We start from the raw sequence: 20,388 nt of genomic DNA, 5'->3' as shown, positions 1-20,388 counted from the left end.
CGGCCGGGCACGCATCCGAAAGATGGCCGCAGGCTGCCCCGACGGCGTGTACCGGAGCAGAACGGCATGAATGTGCTGCTGCTGGAAGACGATGCCCGCCAGGCGGGCTTCATCGCTTCCGGGCTGCGCGAGCTCGGCCATATCGTGCACCGCACCGATCGCGGCGACGAGGCGCTCGCGCTGCTCACCGCCAAGCATTTCGACGTCGCCATCCTTGATCGCATGGTGCCCGGGATCGACGGGCTGACCGTGCTGCGCAACGCGCGCGCGGCCGGCTGCGAGACCCCGGTCATGCTGATCTCGGCGCTTGCCGCCGTGGCAGATCGGGTGGACGGGCTGGAAGCCGGCGCCGACGATTATCTCGGCAAACCCTTCGCTTTTTCCGAACTTGCGGCGCGGGTGAACGCCCTCTTCCGGCGCCCGGCGCGGGCCACCCTGCCCGAGCAGCTGGTCGTCGGCGAGATGGAGATGGACCTCAGGCGGCGCACCGTCGCGCGCGGCGGCCGCCCAATCGGCCTGCAGCCACGCGAGTTCCAGATATTGGAGTTGCTGATGCGCAATCCTCACCGCACGGTGGGCCGGGCGCTGTTGCTGCAGGAGATATGGGACCAGCGCAGCGAGCCGCAGACCAACATCGTCGAGACGCACATGTGCCGGCTGCGCTCCAAGCTCAACGACGGCTTCTCCACCGATGCGATCCGCACCGTCCGCGGATCGGGCTATGTGCTGGCGGGCGGGTGACACGCGGCGGAAGGCGGCGGAAGGGATGGCAGCGTAGCGATTCCGCCGCTAGGTGAGGCGCATGGCCGAACCCGTCATCGTTCCGGACAGCGAACAGCGCGGCATCGTGGCGTCGCTGCCGCCGGGCCTGCGCGATCTGGTGCAGCTCGCCCGCTTCGACCGGCCGATCGGCGCGTGGCTGCTCTACTGGCCCGGCGCCTGGGCAATCGCGCTGGCGGGCGCGGCGACGCGATCCTGGCCGCTCTTCCTGTGGTTCGCGCTCGGCGCCGTCGCGATGCGCGGCGCAGGCTGCGTCTATAACGACATCGTCGACCGCGACCTGGACCGCAAGGTGGAGCGCACCCGCAGCCGCCCGCTCGCCAGCGGGCGCGTCTCGCTGAAGGCTGCCTGGGGCTGGCTCGTCGCGCTCTGCCTCGTCGGGCTGATGGTGCTCGTCAACCTCGGCAGCCTGGTCGCGGCGATCGTCGCGTTGTTCAGCCTCGTGCTGGTCGCCGCCTATCCCTTCATGAAGCGGATCACCTGGTGGCCGCAGGCATGGCTCGGCCTGGTCTTCTCCTGGGCGGCGCCGGTCGGCTGGTGCGCAGCGCGGAGTGCCGATTTCGCGGTCCTGCCCTGGCTCGACGTCGCATGGCCCGGCCTCTGCCTCTATGCCGGATCGATCTTCTGGGTGATCGGCTATGACACCATCTATGCCCTGCAGGATATCGAGGACGACGCGCTGGCCGGCGTAAAATCCTCCGCACGCGCGCTCGGCCGGCATGCGCGCAGCGGGATCGCCGCCTGCTACGCCGCCGCGCTGGCGGGATGGTCGCTCGCCATCTGGTCAGTGCGCCCCGATCCGCTGGCGCTGGCGGCGCTGCTGCCGATCGCGGCCCATCTCGTTTGGCAGGTATTGGCGCTCCACGTCGCCGACGCATCGGATGCGCTCGCCAAGTTCCGGTCGAATCGCTTTGCCGGGCTACTGCTGTTTCTCGCCTGCCTGTCGGTCGGCATGGCCGGCTGATCAGCGCCCGGCATCGGGCGTCGCAGCGTCAAATCGGACATCGGCGCGTTAAGGACGCAAAGCGCTTCCACCGGGCCCGTTCAGGCTCTAAGGCCGCGGCCATGCTCAGCGTATCCGAAGCCGAATCCCGCGTCTCCGATCTCATCGCCGCCGCCCGCAAGGCCGGCGCCGACGCTGCCGACGCCATCTATGTTGGCGACGGTTCCACCCAGGTGCAGGTTCGCCTCGGCGCGCTGGAGGATGTCGAGCGATCGGAGGGCGAGGAAATCGGCCTGCGTCTGTTCGTCGGCCGCCGTTCAGCCAGCGTCTCCTCCTCCGATCTCTCCGCAGACGCGCTTGCCGCGCTGGTCGAGCGGGCCGTCGCGATGGCGCGCGAGGCGCCGGAGGATCCCTGGGCCGGGCTCGCCCCCGAGGATCGGCTGCTGCGCGGCCCCAGCCCGGACATCGACTCGGATGACGGTGCCAATCCTTCCCCCGCCGATCTGCGCGCCCGTGCCGAGCAGGCCGAGGAAGCAGCGCGCGCCGTCCCAGGCATCACCAACAGCGAGGGTGCAAGCGCCAGCGCGGTCCGCACCGTGGTCGCCATCGCGACCAGCCATGGCTTCGCCCGCGGCTATTCGACCAGCGGCTATGGCTGCTCCGCCAGCGTGATCGGCGGCGAGGGCGGCGGCATGCAGCGCGACTATGCCTATCACAGCGCACGCCACCTCGGCGATCTGGAAGCCGCCGCGACGATCGGCCGCCGCGCCGGGGAGCGCACTGTCGCACGGCTCAATCCGGGCCGCCTCTCCAGCGGGGCGATGCCGATCCTGTTCGATCCGCGGGTCAGCTCGAGCATGCTCGGCCACCTGGCCGGCGCGATCACCGGCGCGGCCGTCGCGCGCCGCACCAGCTTCCTGCTCGGAAGCCTGGGCCAGCCGGTGTTCGGCAAGGGCATCACGATACGCGACGACCCGCATCGCCACCGTGGTCTGCGCTCCAAGCCGTTCGATGGCGAAGGCCTGCCTACCGCCCCGCTCGATCTGATTGCCGACGGCGTGCTCACCAGCTGGCTCCTGGATTCGGCTTCCGCCCGGCAGCTCGGCGCCGCGCCGACCGGCCATGCCACGCGCGGCGTCGGCGGGCCTCCGGGCGCGGGCACGACCAATCTCTACATGGAAGCCGGCAACCTCTCGCCCGAGGCGCTGATGGCGGACGTCACGCTCGGCCTGTTCGTCACCGAGCTGATCGGGCATGGTGTCAATCCGGTGACGGGCGACTATAGTCGCGGCGCTTCCGGTTTCGTGGTCCGCAACGGCGCGATTGCCGAGCCGGTTGCCGAGATCACGATTGCCGGCAATCTGAAGGACATGTTCCTGCACCTCACCCCCGCCAACGATCTGGAATTTCGCCGCGCGGTGGACGCGCCCACGATTCGTATCGAAGGGATGACCGTCGCCGGTGCCTGAACGGCTTCTCGATGCGGTGAGCGCGGTCGCGGCAGAGGTCGGCCAGATGGCGCACGCACGCTGGGGGCAGGAATTCAGGCGGTGGGAGAAGGCGCCGGACCATCCGGTCTGCGAGGTCGATATCGAGGCCGACGCTCTTTTGCGCAAGCGGCTGAGCGCGATCGATCCCGAGGCAGGCTGGCTCTCCGAAGAAACCGCCGACAGTGCGGAACGCCTGACACGGGTGAGGGTCTGGGTGGTCGATCCGATCGACGGCACGCGCGACTATCTGCGCGGCCGCCCGGGCTGGGCGGTCTCGATCGCGCTCGTCGAGGGCGGCCGGCCGCTGATCGGCGTGCTCGACGCGCCCGCCCGGGGCGAACATTGGCGGGCCGGCGCCGGCCTGGGCGCGACCCGCAACGGCGAACCTATCCATGTCAGCGGGCGTAGCACGATCGAGGGTGCGCGCGTGCCGGCGGACGTGCTGCCGCGCAGCGACGGCGATCTCGTGCCGGTCTTCAAGCCAAACTCGATCGCCCTGCGCATCGCCATGGTCGCGGCGGGGGAAGCCGATCTGCTGGCCACGCTGCGCTGGGGCCATGAGTGGGACATCGCCGCGGCCGCCCTGATCGCACAGGAAGCCGGCGCCACCGTCACCGACGCGCTCGGCCACCCGCTGCGCTACAATTCGACGCGCGGCGAGGCATTCGGCGTGCTGGCGACGACGCCCGGCATCCATGCGCTGGCGGTGGAAAGGCTGCGGTCGCGGGCGGAGAAAGCCTCCGTTCGGTAATTCCGGCCCGCCCACTTTGGACTATCGGCTTTACGCCAACGCCGCCGCTCAGCTCAGCGCCGACAACTCGTGCAATTTGCCCGCAAGGCGACGACGGCCGATGGTGAGGCGCATCACCGGGGGCGGATCGATCTGGAACTGCTTCGGCGTCAGCCCGGTGAACTGCTTGAACTCGCGGATAAAGTGGGACTGGTCGTAGAAGGCGTCATCCCACGCGCTCGGCCATTCGCTGTTGGCCGCGATCATCGATGCGGTGCGCAGCGCGCGATATTTGCGCGCCAGCATCTTGGGCGGCGCACCATAGATGCGCCGTGCCAACCGCTCGATCTGGCGCGAGGACATGCCCGAGTCCGCGATCAACGCATCCACCTGCGGCGAAATCTCGCTGGTCAGCCAGCTATCCGCCAGCCGCGTGAACCAGAAGGGCGGCTCCTGCGCACGGGCAAGCAGCGCGCGCATCGTGGCATTGGCGATCGAGACCATCAGTTGCGGGCTGAGCGCGCAGCGCATCGCATCCAGCGCATCGTTGAGCAACGAGCCGAGCACGTCCACCGCATCCACAGAATTGTCGCGCAGCCGGCTGGCATCGTCGCGTATCAGCGCGGCCCAGCCTGCCGGCAGGATGCTCACTCCGAAGACGTGCAGCGGCCCTTTCACCGCGAAATGGGTAGCGCCCATCGTGGGGCCGAGCAGGCAGATCTCGTGGCTGTGCGCGGACCGCCCGGTATCGAAGCCGTAGAGCCCCTGGCCGGAAAGCATGAAACGGAGCTGCGCCAGATCGGCGCGCAGCATGTCGTCCAGAAAGGGGACATCGGCCCGAAAGAGGTAGAAGGAGGCGATAAACGGCTTGAGATCGGGTGCAGGCTCGAAATAGCGCAGCGCGAACGGCGCCACGCCATCGACCGGCGGCTCACTCACCCGACGCATACAGGCCCCCTGTTCGTCGACGCTCGCCCCACGCGAGGTGCCGACCTTGTATAGGGCCATGCATAGTGTGACTACCGCAAAAAAGCGGCCCGGCCGAAAAATCGGCCAGGCCGCAAGGAAAAGGTCTCTCCGACAGCATGCCGGGAGTCCTTCGGGTCGCGGCATCCCTTTAGCGGTAAGCTTATGGAACGCGATTGGATGGAATCGACATTTCCAAAAAAATTCGCATTGCCATCTGTGCCAAAGGCTGGCTCCGCGCTTTTGACGCCCGCCGCGCGCGCTGCCATAGCCCGCCCATGTCCCTCTACTCCCTTTTGCGCCCGCTGCTGTTCACGCTCGACGCGGAACGCGCCCATGGCATGACCGTCGCCGCGCTGAAGCGTCTGCCGCTGAAAGGCCCGGGCACGGCCGATCCGCGCCTTGCCATACGCGTCGCCGGACTGGACCTGCCCAATCCGATCGGGCTCGCCCCCGGCTTCGACAAGAATGCCGAAGTGCCGGATGCGATGCTGGCGCTGGGTTTCGGCTTCGTCGAGGTGGGCACGCTCACCCCGCGCCCGCAGGTGGGCAATCCCCGTCCGCGGCTGTTCCGGCTGGTGGAGGACCGCGCGGTGATCAATCGCATGGGCTTCAACAATGACGGCATGGCGATCGGCTTGGAACGGCTACGCGCACGCTGGGGCCGGCCCGGCGTGGTCGGCGTCAACATCGGCGCCAACAAGGATTCGCCTGACCGCATCGCCGACTATGTCACCTGCGTGCAGGGCATGGGGCCGGTGACCGACTATATCACCGTCAACATCTCCTCCCCCAACACGCCGGGTCTGCGCGCCTTGCAGGACAAAGGCGCGCTCGACGGACTGCTGGCGGCGGTGATGGACGCGCGCGGCGACGGCCGGCGCCCCGTCTTCCTCAAGGTCGCGCCCGATCTCGAGCCGGCCGACATCGACGATATCGCCGACGTGTCGATGGCGCGCGGCATCGACGCTCTGATCGTGACCAACACGACCATCTCGCGCCCTCCGCTCCAATCGCCGCTGAAGGGCGAATCGGGCGGACTTTCCGGCCAGCCGCTGCACCAGATGGCGCTCGCGCGGCTGCGCGCCTTCCGCAGCGCGACTGGCGGCGCGATGCCGCTGATCGGCGTCGGCGGCATCGCCAGTGCGGAGCATGCCTATGAGCGGATCCGCGCGGGCGCGAGCCTGATCCAGCTCTACAGCGCGCTCGTCTATGAAGGGCCCTGGCTGGCCCGCCGCATCGCGCGCGGCCTTTCCGCCCTGCTCGCGCGCGACGGTTTCGCCAATGTCCGCGACGCGATCGGCACCGAGTGAGCGGCACACCGCCTCTCGGTGAATTTCCGGCCAGGCGATTTCCTGTGCTGCAGAAACGGATTAGGGTCCCCGCTATGTCGCGTCGTTTCCTGCTTCCCCTCCTCGCCCTCCTTCTCACCCCCGTCACCGCCCACGCCGCCGGCGGCGTCGTCTCCGCTGCGGATCCGCGCGCGGCCGAGGCCGGCCGTTCCATCCTACGCGAAGGCGGCAGCGCCGCCGATGCCGAGATCGCGATGATGCTGGCGCTGACCGTGGTGGAGCCGCAATCCTCCGGCATCGGCGGCGGCGGCTATTTCGTCTATCACGACGCGAAGACCGGCCGGATCGAAACCATCGACGGCCGCGAGACGGCGCCGGCCAGCGCCGGCCCGAACCGCTTCCTCGACGCCGCGGGCCAGCCGCTGCCCTTCGTCCAGGCCTTCCCTGGCGGCTATTCGGTGGGCGTGCCCGGCAATATCCGCCTCGCCGCCCGCGCGCACCAGCGCTGGGGCAAGCTGCCCTGGGCAAAGCTGTTCGATCCGGCGATCAAGCTCGCCGAGGATGGCTACACGATCAGCAAGACGACCAACCGGGCACTCGGCATGGTTGCCCCGCTCTGGCGCGATTTCCCGGACGCCCAGGCTCTCTACTGGCAGGACGGAAAACCCAAGGCGGCCGGCACGCTGAACCGCAACCCGGCGCTCGCCGCGCTGCTGCGCAAGATCGCCGCCGAGGGCCCTGACGCTTTCTACAAGGGCGAGAATGCCGCCGCCATCACGCGTGCCGTCGCTCAGGCGAAGCATAATCCCACCGCACTCACCGAAGCGGATCTCGCCGCCTATCAGGCCAAGGAGCAACCGGCGATCTGCGGCCGGTATCGCGGCTATCGTATCTGCGGAATGGGGCCGTCCTCGTCGGGCGCGGTCACCATCCTGCAAATGCTTGGCATGATCGAGCGGTTCGACTTGGCGAAGCTGGGCAAGGACAGCCCGGTCGCCTGGCATCTGATCGGCGAGGCGATGCGTCTGGCCTATGCCGATCGCGAAGAATATCTCGGTGACACCGCCTTCGTGCCGGTGCCGGTTGCCGGCATGATCGACCCGGCCTATCTCGCCGTGCGATCGAAGCTGATCTCCACTTCCGCCACGCTCGGCAAATATGAGGCCGGCACCCCGCCGGGCGCCGCGCCGCGCACCGCGGCGATATCGGGAGAAGTTCCGGCAACCACCCATTTCGTCGCGGCCGACGGGATGGGCGACGTCGCCACGATGACCTCCACCGTCGAAGGGCCGTTCGGCAGCCAGCTGGTCGTGAACGGCATGGTGCTGAACAACGAGCTGACCGATTTCACCTTCGCGCCGGAGAAGGACGGCGCGCCCGTTGCGAACCGTGTCGAAGCGGGCAAGCGCCCGCTCTCCTCCATGTCGCCGACGATCGTCTACGGGCCGGATGGCAAGGTAGCGCTGGCGGTCGGATCGGCCGGCGGCAAGCGGATCATCATGCATGTGATGAAGGCGCTGGTCGGTTATATCGACTGGAAGCTGCCTGCGCAGGATGCGATCGCGCTGCCCAATATCTTCTTCAACAAGAATGGGTTGATGGTGGAGCAGGGCACCGCGCTGGATGCGATGCGCCCTGCCCTCGCCAAGCTGGGCGAGACCGCGGTCGCGGCCGATTTGCCCTCCAAACTCAATGCGATCGAAAGCACTCCGCACGGGTGGCGCGGCGCCGCCGATCCCCGTAGCGAGGGTGTAGCCTTGGCCGAATAGGGATGACGCGGCAAAGCCGCGCGTCGGGAGAGGATATGCGCCAACTCGAACATTTTCCCAATCTCGTCACCCTGTTCTTCACCCGTGCCGCGCAGAAGGGTGACGCGCCATTCCTGTGGGCCAAGCGCGACGGTGCGTGGCGCGCGATCAGCTGGACGGAGGCGGCGCGCACCGTCGCCGCGCTGGCCGCCGCGCTGCGGCGGCTCGGCCTCGGCCGGGGCGACCGGGTAGCGCTGGTTTCCGAGAACCGGCCGGAATGGTGTCTCGCCGATCTGGCCATCATGGCGGCCGGCTGCGTGACCGTGCCGACCTATACGACCAACACCGAGCGCGATCATTTCCACATATTGGAGAATAGCGGCGCGCGCGCCGTCTTCGTCTCCAACCAGAAGCTGGTGAAGGCGCTGATGCCGGCGGCGATGCGCTCCACCCTGTGCCGCAACGTGATCGGGATGGAGCCGCTGCGCATCGCCCAGACAGGTGACGTAGCCGTGCACGACTGGCAGCCGCTGATCGACGGCGAGACGCCGGATGTCGCCTCCTGCGCCGCCGCGGCCAATTTCGGGCGCGAGGATCTCGCCTGCATCATCTATACCAGCGGCACGGGCGGCGCGCCGCGCGGAGTGATGCAGCATCATGGCGCGATCCTGCACAACGTGGCCGGCTGCGCCGCGATCATCGCCGAGGATTTCGGGTGGGAGGACGAGATATTCCTCTCCTTCCTTCCGCTCAGCCACGCCTATGAGCATAGCGGCGGCCAGCATCTGCCGATCGGGCTAGGTGGCCAGATCTATTATTCCGAGGGGCTGGAGAAGCTTGCTTCCAACATCGAGGAGGTGCGCCCCACGATCATGGTCGTGGTGCCGCGCCTGTTCGAGGTGCTGCGCACGCGCATCCTCAAATCGGTCGAGAAGCAGGGTGGGCTGGGCCTCAGGCTGATGCGCCGGGCGATCGCGATGGGGCCGGATCGCACGCTCACCAACTGGCCGATGCAGCTCCTGCTCGATGCCACGCTGCGGCCCAAGATCGCAAAGCGCTTCGGCGGCCGGCTGAAGGCGATGGTCTCGGGCGGCGCCCCGCTGAATCCGGAGGTCGGCCAGTTCTTCCAGTCGGTCGGCCTCACCATGCTGCAGGGCTATGGCCAGACCGAGGCTGCACCGGTGATCTCCTGCAACCGCCCGAAGACCGGCATCAAGCTGGATACGGTCGGCACGCCACTGAAGGACACCGAGGTGCGCATCGCCGACGACGGCGAGATCGTGGTCCGCGGCGAGCTGGTGATGCGCGGCTACTGGCACAATCCCGAAGAGACGGCGCGGGTGCTGAAGGATGGCTGGCTGCACACCGGCGACATCGGCCATCTCGACCCTAAGGGCCGCCTGGTGATCACCGATCGCAAGAAGGATCTGATCATCAACGACAAGGGCGACAACATCGCCCCACAGCGCGTCGAAGGCATGCTGACGCTGGAGCCGGAGATATTGCAGGCGATGGTCTATGGCGACCGGCGCCCGCATATCGTCGGCCTGATCGTTCCCGATCCGGAATGGAGCCGCGAATGGGCGGACGCCAATGGCATCGTCTATGATCCGGCCCGGCTGCAAGAGAATGACGCCTATCGCCGCGCACTCTCCGCGGCGGTCGATCGGGTCAATGCCGGCCTGTCGGTGATCGAGAAGGTCCGCCGCTTCCTGATCGCGGACGAACCCTTCTCGATCGAGAACGAGATGCTGACGCCCTCGCTCAAGATCCGCCGCCACATCATCCGTCGTGTCTACGCCGAGCGGCTGGAGGCGCTGTACCGGGCATAGATGAGAAGCGCGGGCGTCTCAGCTCGGCTTGCGATACGGCACGAAGTCCCCGAGACCCACGAAGCCCTGGTAGAAGTGTGACGAGCGGTCGATCAGCTTCACGGTGTCGATGCTGCACAGCTGCGAGCTGTGCGTGTCGGTCACCAGGATCGGATCCCAGCGCAGCGAATCGGCGCCGATCTTGGGGCGGTTCACATAGGTGGTGCTGCCCACCTTGTAGAGGATCGCCGTGCCGTCGATGATCTCGCTTGAATCGATGTCGCGCAGATTGATGCAGCTGACGGGCTTGCCCGCCACGCGGCCTTGCAGCGCCTTGGCGAGCTTCGCCTCGCCGGCCGCGGCACGATCGGCGGCGGATTGGCCGGCCATTGCGGTCGCGGAGAGCGCAAGCAGCGAGGCGGCGAGGAGCGGTTTCAGGATAGGCATGACACTCTGGTCCTTTCGGGTCACTTCCCCTGTCACTACCCCTGCATGACGTATATAGCGGCAGCCTGCCTTGATTTTAAGGCGCCCTATCCCCGAAAAACATCCTTTGCCGATCGCCTCGCGGCCAGTTCGGCGACGCTGCCGGCGCGCAGGAAGGGGTTGGTCGCGCGTTCCAGCGCGATGGTGGTCGGTACCGTCGCCTCGCCCACCGCGCGGGCCGCGTCGACTTCCGCCATGCGGGCCTGCAGCGCGCGGTTGTCGGGCTCGGCGACCAGCGCATAGCGGCCGTTCGACTGGGTATATTCATGCGCGCAATAGACGCCGGTATCGTCCGGCAGCGCCTCGAAGCGGCGCATATTTCCATACATCTGCTCGGCGGTGCCCTCGAACAGGCGGCCGCAGCCCATGGCGAACAGCGTATCTCCGACGAAGGCGACATGCTCGCCGGGCAGATGATAGGCGATATGGCCCGCCGTATGCGCCGGCACCTCCATCACCACCGCCTCCACCGGGCCCAGCGTCACCCGATCGCCCTCGCCCACCAGCCGATCCAGCGTCGGAATGCGCTCGACCTCGGCCGCGGGGCCGGTGACGATGCAGCCCGTCGCTGCCTTGATCGCCTCATTGCCGCCGGTGTGATCGGGGTGCCAGTGGGTGTTCCAGATCTGCGTGATCCGCCAACGCCGCTTTTCGGCCTCCACCAGAATTTCATCCGATACGGAGGGGTCGACGACCGCGGTCTCGCCACTCGACGCCTCATGCACCAGCCAGACATAATTATCCGAAAGAACGGGAATGCGGGCGATCTGGATCATCTTCATGGGAGCGGGCCTCGTTCAGCAACAACTATACCGGATAGGCGCGGGCGCTTTGCTTGACCGCCGCTTGGCCAGGACATTAACCTTCACGCAATCACTGGTGCGGAGTCTATCGCAAGGCGTGCGAGACGCACCGCCATCCAGTTTCGTGGGGAGAGAATAGCCGTGGCACGCAATGGTGGGGCGCTGAGCCAGCTTCGCAACGCTTCTGCCGAGCCCCGCGCGCCCGCGCACGATCTCCAGCCCTTTGCCGAGTTGCTCAGCCTTCCGCAGCCGGGCCTCGGCCAGCCCGCGAGCGACGGCGATGCTCGGCCGACGGTGAAAGATCGTATCGAGGCAATCCTCGATACGGGCGACACCGGGGGCCAGGCCACCGGCTGGGCCGAACAGATCCAGGACATGCTCCAGGCCCGCAAGGATCTGATCGCGAGCGACGGAGGTGCCGATGGCGGTCATCTCCCGCTTTTCCATCTCGCCGCCTGGGCCGAGCCCCTGCACGGCGGCTTCCTCTTCTGAAAGCCGCGCCGCCGGTTCATGGCAGCAGCGCCAACGCCTCGGCCGCCAGCTTTTCGGTGAGTTCCCGCGCCGGCAGAGCCGGGGCGAGCCGCGCGGCCTGGCCCGACCACATCGGGCCGAAACCCATGTCCCCTTTCGCTTCGGCCGCCCTGCGCAGATCGGCGAGCGCGTTCGACGCATAAGGAAAGGGCGGCGCAGCGGCATTGATCGGCCCGACTTCCTCGATCAGCCGGTTGGGAATGCCGCGTGCCAGGCCGCCGCTGAACAGGTTGGTGAAGACGGTGCGCTCCGCCCCCTCGCCCTCCAGCGCGGCACGATGCGCCTGTCCGGCGAGGCTTTCCGGACATTTGAGATAGGCCGTACCGATTTGCACCGCCGAAGCGCCGAGCAGCAGCGCGGCAGCGATGCCGCGCGCATCGCCAATACCTCCGGCGGCAATCACCGGCACGTCCACCGCGTCGGCGATCTGCGGCAATAACGCGAACAAGCCCATCTGCGCGGCCGGATCGGCGGGCAGGAAGCGCCCGGCATGGCCACCCGCCTCCCATCCCTGCGCGATGATCGCGTCGCAGCCGCGCTCCGCCAGGATGCGAGCCTCGGCCAGGCTGGTCGCGCTGGCGATGATCCGCGCGCCGCTGGCCCGCACGCGATCGGACAGCGCCGGATCGGGCAGGCCGAAATGGAAGCTCACCACCTCCGGCCGCACCTCCTCGACGAGGGCGCACATCTCCTCGGAGAAAGGCCGGCGCAGCGGCGGCGGCATGGCCGGCGCGCCGACGCCATATTCGGCATAGTAAGGGGCGAGCACCCCACGCCACGCGGCATCGTCGTTCGACGCCGGAAGCCGATGGCAGAAAAAGTTGAGATTGATCGGCCCGGATGCGCGCTGCCGCACGACGCCGACATCGGCACGGGCGCGCTCGGGGGTCAGCAGCGCGCAGGGCAAGGAACCCAGCGCGCCGCCCGCAATCGCCTCGGCGGCAAGATCTGGGCCGCCGGACCCCGCCATCGGCGCCTGGACGATGGGGACCCGCAACCCGAACAGGTCGAGCAGGCGACGATCCCGCCAGCCGCCCGACCCGGCCATCACCACACTCCCGTATTCGGCATGGAGGCCCAGGGCTCCGCCGGTTCCAGCACGCCATCGGCCTGGAGCAGCTCGACCGAGATGTTGTCCGGCGTGCGCACGAAGGCCATGTGGCCGTCGCGTGGCGGACGGTTGATGGTGACGCCGGCGTCCATCAGCCGCTGGCAGGTCTCGTAGATATTCTCCACGGCATAGGCGAGATGGCCGAAGTTGCGGCCGCCGGCATAGCCCTTTTCGTCCCAATTATGGGTAAGCTCCACCTGCGCCGCCTCGTCGCCGGGAGCCGCGAGGAAGATCAGGGTGAACCGCCCCGTCTCATTCTCCTGACGCCGCACCTCGCGCAGACCGAGCAGGGTGAAGAAGCGGATGGTCTCCTCGGGATCGGAGACGCGGATCATGGTGTGGAGATATTTCATGGCGCCCATCTAGGCGATGCAGGCGCCGATTTGAACCGGTCAGCGGCCCGTGTCGGTACTTTTTGCCGCCGCCGGTGCAGGTGCGGCAGGCACCTGGAACGGCCGGGCCGGCGCAGCGGCCGGAGCCTGGGCCAAAGCGGCGCGCGCGGCGTCGCCCACCGGACCGCTCGGATCCGCCGCCGATGCCTGCTGCCAGGCGACGCGGGCGGCCTCGGCGGCGCCCTGAATCGCTGCAATATTGCCTGCTTCCAGCGCCACCGAGGGATCTTCCGGCGCCAGGCGCAGCGCTTCCTCGATATCGGCGGCGGCACGGCTGGTGTCGTTCATTCGCCGCGCGAGCGTGGCCGACAACAGCCAGGCGAGCCCATCCTGCGGCACCAGCTTCAGCGCCTCGTTGATGTCTCCCCGCGCCGAGGCCGTGTCGTTCAGCGCCACCCCGGCCCGCGCGCGATCGAGATGCGCTTCGCCCAGCATCTGCGACGACATGCCACCCGCTATGCCGATCGCCGCGGTGAGATCATCTCGCGCCTTGGCCGGATCGTCCCCGGCCAGCGCGGCATTGCCAGCCTGCGCCCAGAGAGTCGCCGCCCGCCCATCGCGCTGGCTCTGCGCCTCGCGCGCCGCCTGCTCGAACGCGATCGCCGCGGCCGACCACTGGCCCTGCGCGACATAGGCGAGGCCGAGGCATTGGCGCGCATGGAGGCCGCCGCCGGCGATCCGCCAGGCATCCGCTTCCGTCGCCGCCTGCCTCGGATCCTCCTTCACCCGGCGGACACAGGCGTCGTAGCGCGTCTGCTCAGGCGTCTGCTTTACGATGGCCGCCGCGCCGGCCGCTGCGGGCGCATCCGCGAGAAACAGCAGAAAGGGGATCACATGCTCTCCAGCAGCCCAGCCACGGTCGCGATCAACAGGGCGATGTCCCGTGGCCGCGAAAGGCGATGATCGCCTTCCTTGACCAGCGTCACCTGCACGTCGCCTGAACGGAGGCGGCCGGCTATGCGCGGCGCGAGATCCCACGGCACGTCTGCATCGTCGAGGCCGTGCAGCAGTCTCACCGGGCAATCGATCGCGATCTCTCCCTCCAGCAACCGGTTCACCTGGCCGTCCTCCCAGAAGGCGAGGGTAGTGACATAGGGCTCGTCCGAATAGGGCGTCGGATCCTCGATCCGCCCGTCGCGGCGCAGCTCCGCACGGCGATCCTCGGAAAAGCTCCACTCGGTGAAGTCCGGCGCGGCGGCGATGCCGACCAGCGCCGCCACCCGCCCCGGCCGGTCCCGCGCGATCAGCAGCGAGAGCCAGCCGCCCATCGACGATCCGACGAGCAGCACCGGACCGGGCGCCAGCGCGTCGATCAGCGCAAGCGCATCGTTCCGCCAGACGCTGATCGTTCCGTCGGCGAAGTCCCCTTCGCTGGCGCCGCAGCCCGAATAGTCGAACAGCAGCGCCGCCCTGCCCCGGCTCTCCGCCCAGGCGAACAGCGCGCCCGCCTTGTCGCCGGTCATGTCCGAGGCGTAGCCGGGCAGGAAGACGATCGTCGGCCCGCGACCCGCCGCATGGCGATAGGCGAGCCGCAAGCCGTCCGGCCGGGGGAGATAGGCGACGGTCGTCGAGGAAGACATCGGGCGATCCTTTTAAGAGCCTTCTCCCGCAAGCGGGCTGTCGGACTCATACCAAAGGTAGCATGCCGATCTTCCCGTCATGCTGAAACAAGTTCGATATGACGAAGAAGCAGCACATCCGCGAGGAGCGAATGCCGTAGCGCAAGCGGAACAGAGAGCCCCACGCGGCGCCCTCACCGCGCCATGCACATTGTCTTCACCGCCACCCACTGCGCATCGTCGAGCCCGCTCTGGTAGAAATGATCGCGCCGCACCGCGCCTTGGAACATCGCACGGCGGTCGGCATTCAGGGGGTGCGTGGACATGTAGCTGAAGGCGCGGCTGATGCCGGGGAAGCGTTTCTCGACCTCGCTCAACCTGTCGAACAGCTTCACCATGGCGGCGGGCGATATGTCGGCACGCGCGAGGCTGTCCATCGCCGCCTGGTCCGCCGCCTGCTCCGCCTCGCGGCTGTAGCGGCTCGACAGCAGCGATTGGGCGAAGGCGCCGGCATCGCCGCTGCCCACGATCAGGCTCAGCCCGAAATCGCGCAGCAGGCCGCTCATCGCGTCGCGATGCTCGACATGGCCGATTTCGTGGCCCAGCACGCCCGCAACTTCCTCGGGCGTGTCGGCTGCATCGATCAGGCCGCTGAACAGCAGGATCTGCCGCCCCGGCAGCGTCACCGCATTGACAATCGGCTTGTCTATCACCCGTACCTGCACCGGCCGGCGATCGGTGGTCAGCCGCGCGGCAAGCTGGTCCAGCGCCCGCTGACCGGCGACGCCGGTGCACGCCTTGCCGCCGAAATCGTCGCCGGTGATCGCCTTGCCGAAGGCGACCTCCCAGCGCTCCGGCACCGCCCGCGCCGCTGCACCGGCGGCATGAGCGAGCAGATAGACGCCGAGCGCCGACAGCAGCAGCGCACCGAGCACCGCCGGAATCACGCCGATACGATCCAATATGCCGCCAAAACGCTCCTGCCGCGGCAACAGCGCCGCCCAGTCCTCCGGCGGCGGATCGAAGAAGCCGATCTGCCAGCCGTCGTGCCCGGCACGGGCGTAGAGCGGCGCATCGCGCTCGCCGGCCGCGCGCAGATCGGCGAAGGCGACGCGATCGCCATTGCCGAGATCGAGCGTATCGCCCTCGCGCCGCACGTCCAGTTGGTGGCGGATCGCAGACTGCCCGTCATAGTGCCAGGCGGTGAGAGTGTCGGCAGCGCGCATCACAATGCTCCCACGTCGAAGGCGTCGATGAAGCCCTCCGCCTCGCGTGGCGCCCGTGTCGTGGATTGGCCGAGGGCTGCGTCGTCCACCGGGCCGTGCGCTTCGAGATGGCGGATGAAGAAGGACCAGTGGCGATAGCCGATGAAGGCGAAGCCGAGGCCCAGCGTGCCGATCACGATCACGGCATCGCCCAGCAGCAGCGAGACCCAGTCGTCCGTCCGCGCAGAGAAGGAGAAGCGCATGTCGCCCCAGGACAGCCCCGCCACCGCTTCCCGGAAATAGGCGGAATAATAAGCGACGCCGATCATTCCGATCAGCAGGTAGATCGAAGTCGTCACGGCCAGGAACAGCAGCAGCTTCACCCAGAAGGGCGCCTCCGTGTAGACGATCACCCCCGCGCCGAGCAGACCGCCCGTAGTGGCCAGCTGGAAGAAGGAGAGCGCCACCAGAAGGAAGGGCGCCATGTAGAAGAGCAGGTATCGGCCGAACAGCGGCCGCGATGCCGCATCGGCCTCGAACCGCTGGCGCCCGAAGCTCATCGCCCGCCAGCGCTGGTTCCACAGCGCGACCATCGACCAGGGGACGAGCAGCGCCAGCGGCGCATAGCCTGCCGCCGTCTTCCAGACATGGGCCCAGGCATAATGGCTGCCCGAATCCTCGCTGCCGCCGCGGATGCCGTGCCAGTAGGTGCGGCTCAGCCGATAGCGCAGCCCGCGGAAACGGGCGATGCCGCGCAGCAGGGTGAGAAAGGCGTAGACCAGCGCCAGGAGGATGCCGGCCGCCACGCCATGCCCGCGCATCACCATCGCCTGAAAGCCGAAATTGAGGAAGATCAGCGCCGGCGAGACGATCAGCATGACGATCAGGAAGCCGACGAACATCTCCCGGCCGGTGCCCGCCCATTCCAGCCGATCGTCCAGGAACCAGGTGTGGCGCCACAGATAGCGCCGCTCGCGCGCCTTGCCCCAGAAACGGTAGACGCCCAGCGTGGCGATGGTGAGCGCCAGATTGCCGAGCGCGATCGGCAGATAGCCGCGCCACGTGCCGGTGAACGCGAACGCGTCCTCCCCGCCCCCTTCGAGCTGCATGTTTGATGCCCCCTAGTCATGTCCCCGTGCACACATCACTATGACGCCCTGACAAGGTCAATGGGGGAAGGATCCAAATGGAAGCGACCGGCGGCCGCCCTTTCTATCGCACGCTCTATTTCTGGGTGCTGGTCGGCATCGCCCTGGGCGTGCTGTTCGGATGGGCCTTCCCGACGCAGGGGGCCAGCCTGAAGCCGCTCGGCGACGCGTTCATCAAGCTCGTCAAGATGATCATCACCCCGGTGATCTTCCTGACCGTAGTCGCCGGCATCGCCGGCATGTCCGATCTCAAGAGCTTCGGGCGCATCGGCCTCAAGGCGATGGGCTATTTCCTGTTCTTCTCTACGCTGGCGCTGATCATCGGCCTGATCGTCGCCAACCTGCTCCAGCCCGGCCACGGGCTGAACATCGATCCGCGCACGCTGGATCACGGCAAGATCAGCGAATATATCACCAAAGCCCATGACCAGACGGTCGTCGGCTTCCTGATGCACATCATCCCGACGACGCCTTTCAGCGCCTTTGCCGAAGGCGACGTGCTGCAGGTGCTGTTCTTCGCCATCCTGTTCGGCGTCGCGCTGGCCATGCTGGGCGAGCGCGGGGCGCGGCTCACTACCGCGCTCAAGTCGCTCGGCGAGGTGGTGTTCCGCATCGTCCATATCCTTATGTATGCCGCGCCGTTTGGCGCCTTCGGCGCGATGGCCTTCACCGTCGGCAGCTACGGCATCGGCGCGCTCGCCAATCTCGCCGCTCTGATCGCCTGCTTCTACCTGACGGCGATCCTGTTCGTGCTGATCGTGCTCGGCGCCGTCGCGCGGCTGACCGGTTTCTCGATCCTGCGCCTCTTGCGCTACATCCGAGCGGAGCTGCTGCTCGTGCTCGGCACCTCCTCGTCCGAAAGCGCGATGCCGCTGCTCATCGAGAAGCTGGAGCGCGCCGGCTGCCCCAAGACGATCGTCGGCCTGGTCGTGCCCGCCGGCTATTCCTTCAATCTCGACGGCACCAACATCTACATGACCATGGCCGCCCTGTTCATCGCGCAAGCGACCAACACGCCGCTGACGCTGGGCCAGGAGATCCTGCTGCTGCTCGTCGCGATGCTGAGCTCGAAGGGCGCGGCGGGCGTCACCGGATCGGGCTTCGTCACCCTCGCCGCGACGCTCTCGGTGGTGCCGACCGTGCCCGTCGCCGGCATGGCGCTGATCCTCGGCGTCGACCGGTTCATGAGCGAATGCCGCGCGTTGACCAATTTCATCGGCAATGCAGTGGCGACCTTCGTCGTCTCGCGCTGGGAGGGGCAACTCGACGATGCGAAAATGCAGGCGGCGCTGGGCGGGGCGCAGCCGCAATCCTTGCACGCGGCCTGACGCCGCCAGGGCAAAGCGCGCGCCGCGCTTTGATCAAATTTGTTCTCTTCCCCTGCAGGCTCGCTCCGGCGACCCTCCCCCTCCGGGCGCCGATATCGCCCGGGGGAACAGACCATGCACCATGCCGCATCGAAGACCGGCGGGAAGGCGGCGCAGCCGCAGGCCGGCAACGGCGCGCGCGGGCCGCTGCTCGCGCTCGCCGCCGGGCTCGCGACCGGTTTCGCGATCCGCGGGTCCGGCGAACCCGCCCTGCTGGCCCTCGCCGCGGCGGTGAAGCCGCTCGGCACGCTGTGGCTGAACGCGCTGCGCATGACGCTCGTCCCGCTGATCTTCAGCCTGGTGGCGAGCGCGATCGGCCGCCTCGCCGCGCTCGAGACGCGCGCACGCGCGGCCGGCCTCATCGCCGCGTTGTTCGCGGCGATGCTGCTGATCGGCACGACCTATGGGCTGGCAGCCGCCCACTTCCTGCTGGCGCTGTGGCCGACACCGCCGATCGCGCTGACCGAGCTCGCCGGAACGTCGCCCGCAGCGGCACAGGCGTCCGTGCCGCTCGTCGACCAGCTGATCGCGCTGCTGCCGGTCAACCCGGTCGGCGCCGCGGCGGAGGGGCAGATGGCGCCGCTGGTGATCTTCGCCGTGATCTTCGGCATCGCCGCCACGCGGATCGCGCCCGACCGGCGCTCGCTGCTCGTCGCGACGATCGAGGCCGTCGCGGATACGATGATGGCGATCGTCCACGGCGTGCTGAAGCTGGCGCCGGCCGGCATCTTCCTGCTCGCGCTCGAGATCGCGCTGCAGGCCGGCTTCGCGATCGCGACCATGCTCGGCCAGATGGTGATCATGACGTGCATCGTCGTGCTGGGCGGCATCGCCTTCTGCCATCTCGTCGCGCGCGTCGCCGGGGGTATCGGCTGGCGGCATTTCGCGATCGCCGCAGCCGGTCCGCAGGCGGTGGCGGCGGGCACCTGCTCGTCCCTGGCGACGCTGCCCGCGATGATCGAGGCGGCGGAGGGCGGGCTGGGCCTCGATCCCGTCATCGCCTCGACCACGCTGCCGCTGGCGGCGAGCAGCTTTCGGTTCGCCACGGCGATGACCGGCTGCATGGAATGCCTGTTCGCCGCCCACGCCGCCGGAATATCGCTGGCGCCGGGCCAATATGTCGTGATCGTCGCGATCAGCCTGCTCACCAATATCGGCGTGGTCGGCCTGCCCGGCGCTGCGGTCATCTACGCGGCGGACGCGCCGCTCTTCCAGGCGGCCGGCGCGCCGCTCGGCTTCCTGCCGCTGTGGATCGCGGTCTTCGCCATCCCGGATATCTTCGTCACGATGGGCAACGTCACCGCCGATCTGGCAGTGACGACGGTGGTGGCCCGCCTGCTGCGACGCGGCGCGGCCGCCGAGGCGATGCCGCTCCCCGCCTGACCGTCACGAACCGCGCGGGGCCCGGGCCCGTTCTGCACCATGCCGTCAAGCCGGCATCTCCAGCTGCTGGAGCAGATGGGCCGACAGGTCGCCGGCCAGGGATACCTGCTCGCGCCGCTCGGTGAACGCCCAGGCCCCGCCGACTTTCCCGAAGCGATACCAGTAATAGCCGATGATGATCGGCTGCAGCGGCAGCTCGGGCGTCTGCTGGAAGACGGTGTAGCTTGCCCGGGCACGGGCGTGGCTGTCGTCGTCGAAGTCGATGATGTGGTTAGTGCATACGTGCCGGGTGCGCGGCGTGCCGGTCTCGGGATAGAGTCGCGTCCAGGCACGGAAGACGTCGCCATAATTGTCGGTGCCCGCCCGCACGACGGGCACGTCGGGATCGGATCCGTAAACGTCTGCATGGGCGAACAGCATGCCGATGCCGTCATAATCGCCCGCATCGATCAGTTCGCAATAGCGGTGCATCAGGTTGAGCAGCGCGAAATAGTCGCTCGCCTCGGCCATGCCTCTCTCTCCTCGGATCGCCTCGTGCCGGCTTCGGCGCGGGCCGGCTTACGGGCATAGTGCAGCCGGACCGCCGGAATGCAAGCCGGCCATGCCCCGCTCCACGCCACCCTTTCCTAATTCCGACACCGCC

20 protein-coding genes are annotated in these 20,388 nt (G+C 68.1%); 10 read left to right on the top strand and 10 right to left on the bottom strand.

What is annotated here, in order from left to right:
* The first annotated feature begins 66 nt into the window (after positions 1-66).
* The 4 genes from GQY20_RS05930 (at position 67) to GQY20_RS05915 (ending at position 3,964) form a co-directional block, all read left to right on the top strand.
* On the top strand, positions 67-741 hold the full coding sequence (locus tag GQY20_RS05930; protein WP_157216050.1) for a response regulator transcription factor: 675 nt from the start codon (positions 67-69) through the stop codon (positions 739-741).
* A gap of 61 nt (positions 742-802) precedes the next feature.
* Positions 803-1,744, top strand: a complete 942-nt coding sequence (gene ubiA / locus GQY20_RS05925; RefSeq protein ID WP_157216049.1) for a 4-hydroxybenzoate octaprenyltransferase — start codon at positions 803-805, stop codon at positions 1,742-1,744.
* 101 nt (positions 1,745-1,845) lie between these two features.
* Positions 1,846-3,192: a TldD/PmbA family protein gene (locus tag GQY20_RS05920; protein ID WP_157216048.1), complete on the top strand. Its 1,347-nt coding sequence runs from the start codon at positions 1,846-1,848 to the stop codon at positions 3,190-3,192.
* The gene (locus tag GQY20_RS05915; RefSeq protein WP_157216047.1) at positions 3,185-3,964 is read left to right on the top strand and encodes a 3'(2'),5'-bisphosphate nucleotidase CysQ; all 780 of its coding nucleotides are present in this window, start codon (positions 3,185-3,187) and stop codon (positions 3,962-3,964) included. Before GQY20_RS05920 ends, GQY20_RS05915 begins: the two co-directional genes overlap by 8 nt.
* 48 nt (positions 3,965-4,012) lie before the next feature.
* Here GQY20_RS05915 and GQY20_RS05910 read toward each other — a convergent pair whose 3' ends face one another.
* On the bottom strand, positions 4,013-4,891 hold the full coding sequence (locus GQY20_RS05910; RefSeq protein ID WP_157216046.1) for an AraC family transcriptional regulator: 879 nt from the start codon (positions 4,889-4,891) through the stop codon (positions 4,013-4,015).
* Positions 4,892-5,187: 296 nt separating this feature from the next.
* Between GQY20_RS05910 and GQY20_RS05905 the strand changes: the two genes are divergently transcribed.
* From GQY20_RS05905 to GQY20_RS05895, 3 genes are all read left to right on the top strand, one after another.
* Complete coding sequence (locus GQY20_RS05905; RefSeq protein WP_157216045.1) at positions 5,188-6,222, top strand: quinone-dependent dihydroorotate dehydrogenase; 1,035 nt, start codon at positions 5,188-5,190, stop codon at positions 6,220-6,222.
* A 74-nt stretch (positions 6,223-6,296) separates the two neighbouring features.
* Positions 6,297-7,970, top strand: a complete 1,674-nt coding sequence (gene ggt / locus GQY20_RS05900) for a gamma-glutamyltransferase (RefSeq protein WP_157216044.1) — start codon at positions 6,297-6,299, stop codon at positions 7,968-7,970.
* Positions 7,971-8,005: 35 nt separating this feature from the next.
* Positions 8,006-9,781 carry an AMP-dependent synthetase/ligase gene (locus tag GQY20_RS05895; RefSeq protein ID WP_157216043.1) on the top strand — a complete coding sequence of 592 codons (1,776 nt, stop codon included), beginning with the start codon at positions 8,006-8,008 and terminating at the stop codon, positions 9,779-9,781.
* A gap of 18 nt (positions 9,782-9,799) precedes the next feature.
* On the opposite strand, the gene GQY20_RS05890 is transcribed toward GQY20_RS05895, so the two are convergent.
* Together GQY20_RS05890 and gloB are read right to left on the bottom strand one after the other, a co-directional pair.
* Positions 9,800-10,207, bottom strand: coding sequence for a hypothetical protein (locus tag GQY20_RS05890; protein ID WP_408641048.1), 408 nt, complete (start codon positions 10,205-10,207; stop codon positions 9,800-9,802).
* Positions 10,208-10,293: 86 nt separating this feature from the next.
* The gene (gene gloB / locus GQY20_RS05885; protein WP_157216190.1) at positions 10,294-11,022 is read right to left on the bottom strand and encodes a hydroxyacylglutathione hydrolase; all 729 of its coding nucleotides are present in this window, start codon (positions 11,020-11,022) and stop codon (positions 10,294-10,296) included.
* A gap of 168 nt (positions 11,023-11,190) precedes the next feature.
* On the opposite strand from gloB, the gene GQY20_RS05880 reads away from it, so the two are divergent.
* On the top strand, positions 11,191-11,541 hold the full coding sequence (locus GQY20_RS05880; RefSeq protein WP_157216042.1) for a hypothetical protein: 351 nt from the start codon (positions 11,191-11,193) through the stop codon (positions 11,539-11,541).
* Positions 11,542-11,557: 16 nt separating this feature from the next.
* On the opposite strand, the gene GQY20_RS05875 is transcribed toward GQY20_RS05880, so the two are convergent.
* The 6 genes from GQY20_RS05875 to GQY20_RS05850 form a co-directional block, all read right to left on the bottom strand.
* Complete coding sequence (locus GQY20_RS05875) at positions 11,558-12,628, bottom strand: NAD(P)H-dependent flavin oxidoreductase (protein WP_157216041.1); 1,071 nt, start codon at positions 12,626-12,628, stop codon at positions 11,558-11,560.
* The gene (locus GQY20_RS05870) at positions 12,628-13,044 is read right to left on the bottom strand and encodes a VOC family protein (RefSeq protein ID WP_157216189.1); all 417 of its coding nucleotides are present in this window, start codon (positions 13,042-13,044) and stop codon (positions 12,628-12,630) included. Before GQY20_RS05870 ends, GQY20_RS05875 begins: the two co-directional genes overlap by 1 nt.
* Before the next feature lie 39 nt (positions 13,045-13,083).
* On the bottom strand, positions 13,084-13,917 hold the full coding sequence (locus tag GQY20_RS05865; RefSeq protein WP_198350841.1) for a tetratricopeptide repeat protein: 834 nt from the start codon (positions 13,915-13,917) through the stop codon (positions 13,084-13,086).
* Complete coding sequence (locus GQY20_RS05860) at positions 13,914-14,663, bottom strand: alpha/beta fold hydrolase (protein WP_157216040.1); 750 nt, start codon at positions 14,661-14,663, stop codon at positions 13,914-13,916. Before GQY20_RS05860 ends, GQY20_RS05865 begins: the two co-directional genes overlap by 4 nt.
* A gap of 173 nt (positions 14,664-14,836) precedes the next feature.
* Complete coding sequence (locus GQY20_RS05855; RefSeq protein ID WP_157216039.1) at positions 14,837-15,868, bottom strand: M48 family metallopeptidase; 1,032 nt, start codon at positions 15,866-15,868, stop codon at positions 14,837-14,839.
* Positions 15,868-16,956, bottom strand: coding sequence for a YjgN family protein (locus GQY20_RS05850; protein ID WP_157216038.1), 1,089 nt, complete (start codon positions 16,954-16,956; stop codon positions 15,868-15,870). Before GQY20_RS05850 ends, GQY20_RS05855 begins: the two co-directional genes overlap by 1 nt.
* A gap of 77 nt (positions 16,957-17,033) precedes the next feature.
* On the opposite strand from GQY20_RS05850, the gene GQY20_RS05845 reads away from it, so the two are divergent.
* Positions 17,034-18,323: a dicarboxylate/amino acid:cation symporter gene (locus GQY20_RS05845; protein WP_157216037.1), complete on the top strand. Its 1,290-nt coding sequence runs from the start codon at positions 17,034-17,036 to the stop codon at positions 18,321-18,323.
* 114 nt (positions 18,324-18,437) lie between these two features.
* Positions 18,438-19,745: a dicarboxylate/amino acid:cation symporter gene (locus GQY20_RS05840; RefSeq protein ID WP_157216036.1), complete on the top strand. Its 1,308-nt coding sequence runs from the start codon at positions 18,438-18,440 to the stop codon at positions 19,743-19,745.
* Positions 19,746-19,790: 45 nt separating this feature from the next.
* On the opposite strand, the gene GQY20_RS05835 is transcribed toward GQY20_RS05840, so the two are convergent.
* Entirely contained in the window at positions 19,791-20,255 is a 465-nt protein-coding gene (locus GQY20_RS05835) for a nuclear transport factor 2 family protein (RefSeq protein WP_157216035.1), read from the bottom strand.
* Between the last annotated feature and the right edge of the window lie 133 nt (positions 20,256-20,388).

The organism is Flavisphingomonas formosensis, assembly GCF_009755815.1.
GTDB lineage: Bacteria > Pseudomonadota > Alphaproteobacteria > Sphingomonadales > Sphingomonadaceae > Flavisphingomonas > Flavisphingomonas formosensis.
This window is presented reverse-complemented; position numbering and strand designations above follow the sequence as displayed.

What these genes read in the sequence shown, in the direction of transcription:
- GQY20_RS05845 (WP_157216037.1), top strand. Translation starts at nt 17,034, where the DNA reads ATGGAAGCGACCGGCGGCCGCCCTTTCTATCGCACGCTCTATTTCTGG.
- GQY20_RS05875 (WP_157216041.1), bottom strand. Translation starts at nt 12,628, where the DNA reads ATGGCCGGGTCGGGCGGCTGGCGGGATCGTCGCCTGCTCGACCTGTTC.
- GQY20_RS05895 (WP_157216043.1), top strand. Translation starts at nt 8,006, where the DNA reads ATGCGCCAACTCGAACATTTTCCCAATCTCGTCACCCTGTTCTTCACC.
- GQY20_RS05930 (WP_157216050.1), top strand. Translation starts at nt 67, where the DNA reads ATGAATGTGCTGCTGCTGGAAGACGATGCCCGCCAGGCGGGCTTCATC.
- GQY20_RS05840 (WP_157216036.1), top strand. Translation starts at nt 18,438, where the DNA reads ATGCACCATGCCGCATCGAAGACCGGCGGGAAGGCGGCGCAGCCGCAG.
- GQY20_RS05855 (WP_157216039.1), bottom strand. Translation starts at nt 15,868, where the DNA reads ATGCGCGCTGCCGACACTCTCACCGCCTGGCACTATGACGGGCAGTCT.
- gloB (WP_157216190.1), bottom strand. Translation starts at nt 11,022, where the DNA reads ATGATCCAGATCGCCCGCATTCCCGTTCTTTCGGATAATTATGTCTGG.
- GQY20_RS05890 (WP_408641048.1), bottom strand. Translation starts at nt 10,207, where the DNA reads ATGCCTATCCTGAAACCGCTCCTCGCCGCCTCGCTGCTTGCGCTCTCC.
- GQY20_RS05850 (WP_157216038.1), bottom strand. Translation starts at nt 16,956, where the DNA reads ATGCAGCTCGAAGGGGGCGGGGAGGACGCGTTCGCGTTCACCGGCACG.
- ubiA (WP_157216049.1), top strand. Translation starts at nt 803, where the DNA reads ATGGCCGAACCCGTCATCGTTCCGGACAGCGAACAGCGCGGCATCGTG.
- GQY20_RS05835 (WP_157216035.1), bottom strand. Translation starts at nt 20,255, where the DNA reads ATGGCCGAGGCGAGCGACTATTTCGCGCTGCTCAACCTGATGCACCGC.
- GQY20_RS05860 (WP_157216040.1), bottom strand. Translation starts at nt 14,663, where the DNA reads ATGTCTTCCTCGACGACCGTCGCCTATCTCCCCCGGCCGGACGGCTTG.
- GQY20_RS05910 (WP_157216046.1), bottom strand. Translation starts at nt 4,891, where the DNA reads ATGCGTCGGGTGAGTGAGCCGCCGGTCGATGGCGTGGCGCCGTTCGCG.
- ggt (WP_157216044.1), top strand. Translation starts at nt 6,297, where the DNA reads ATGTCGCGTCGTTTCCTGCTTCCCCTCCTCGCCCTCCTTCTCACCCCC.
- GQY20_RS05870 (WP_157216189.1), bottom strand. Translation starts at nt 13,044, where the DNA reads ATGAAATATCTCCACACCATGATCCGCGTCTCCGATCCCGAGGAGACC.
- GQY20_RS05920 (WP_157216048.1), top strand. Translation starts at nt 1,846, where the DNA reads ATGCTCAGCGTATCCGAAGCCGAATCCCGCGTCTCCGATCTCATCGCC.
- GQY20_RS05905 (WP_157216045.1), top strand. Translation starts at nt 5,188, where the DNA reads ATGTCCCTCTACTCCCTTTTGCGCCCGCTGCTGTTCACGCTCGACGCG.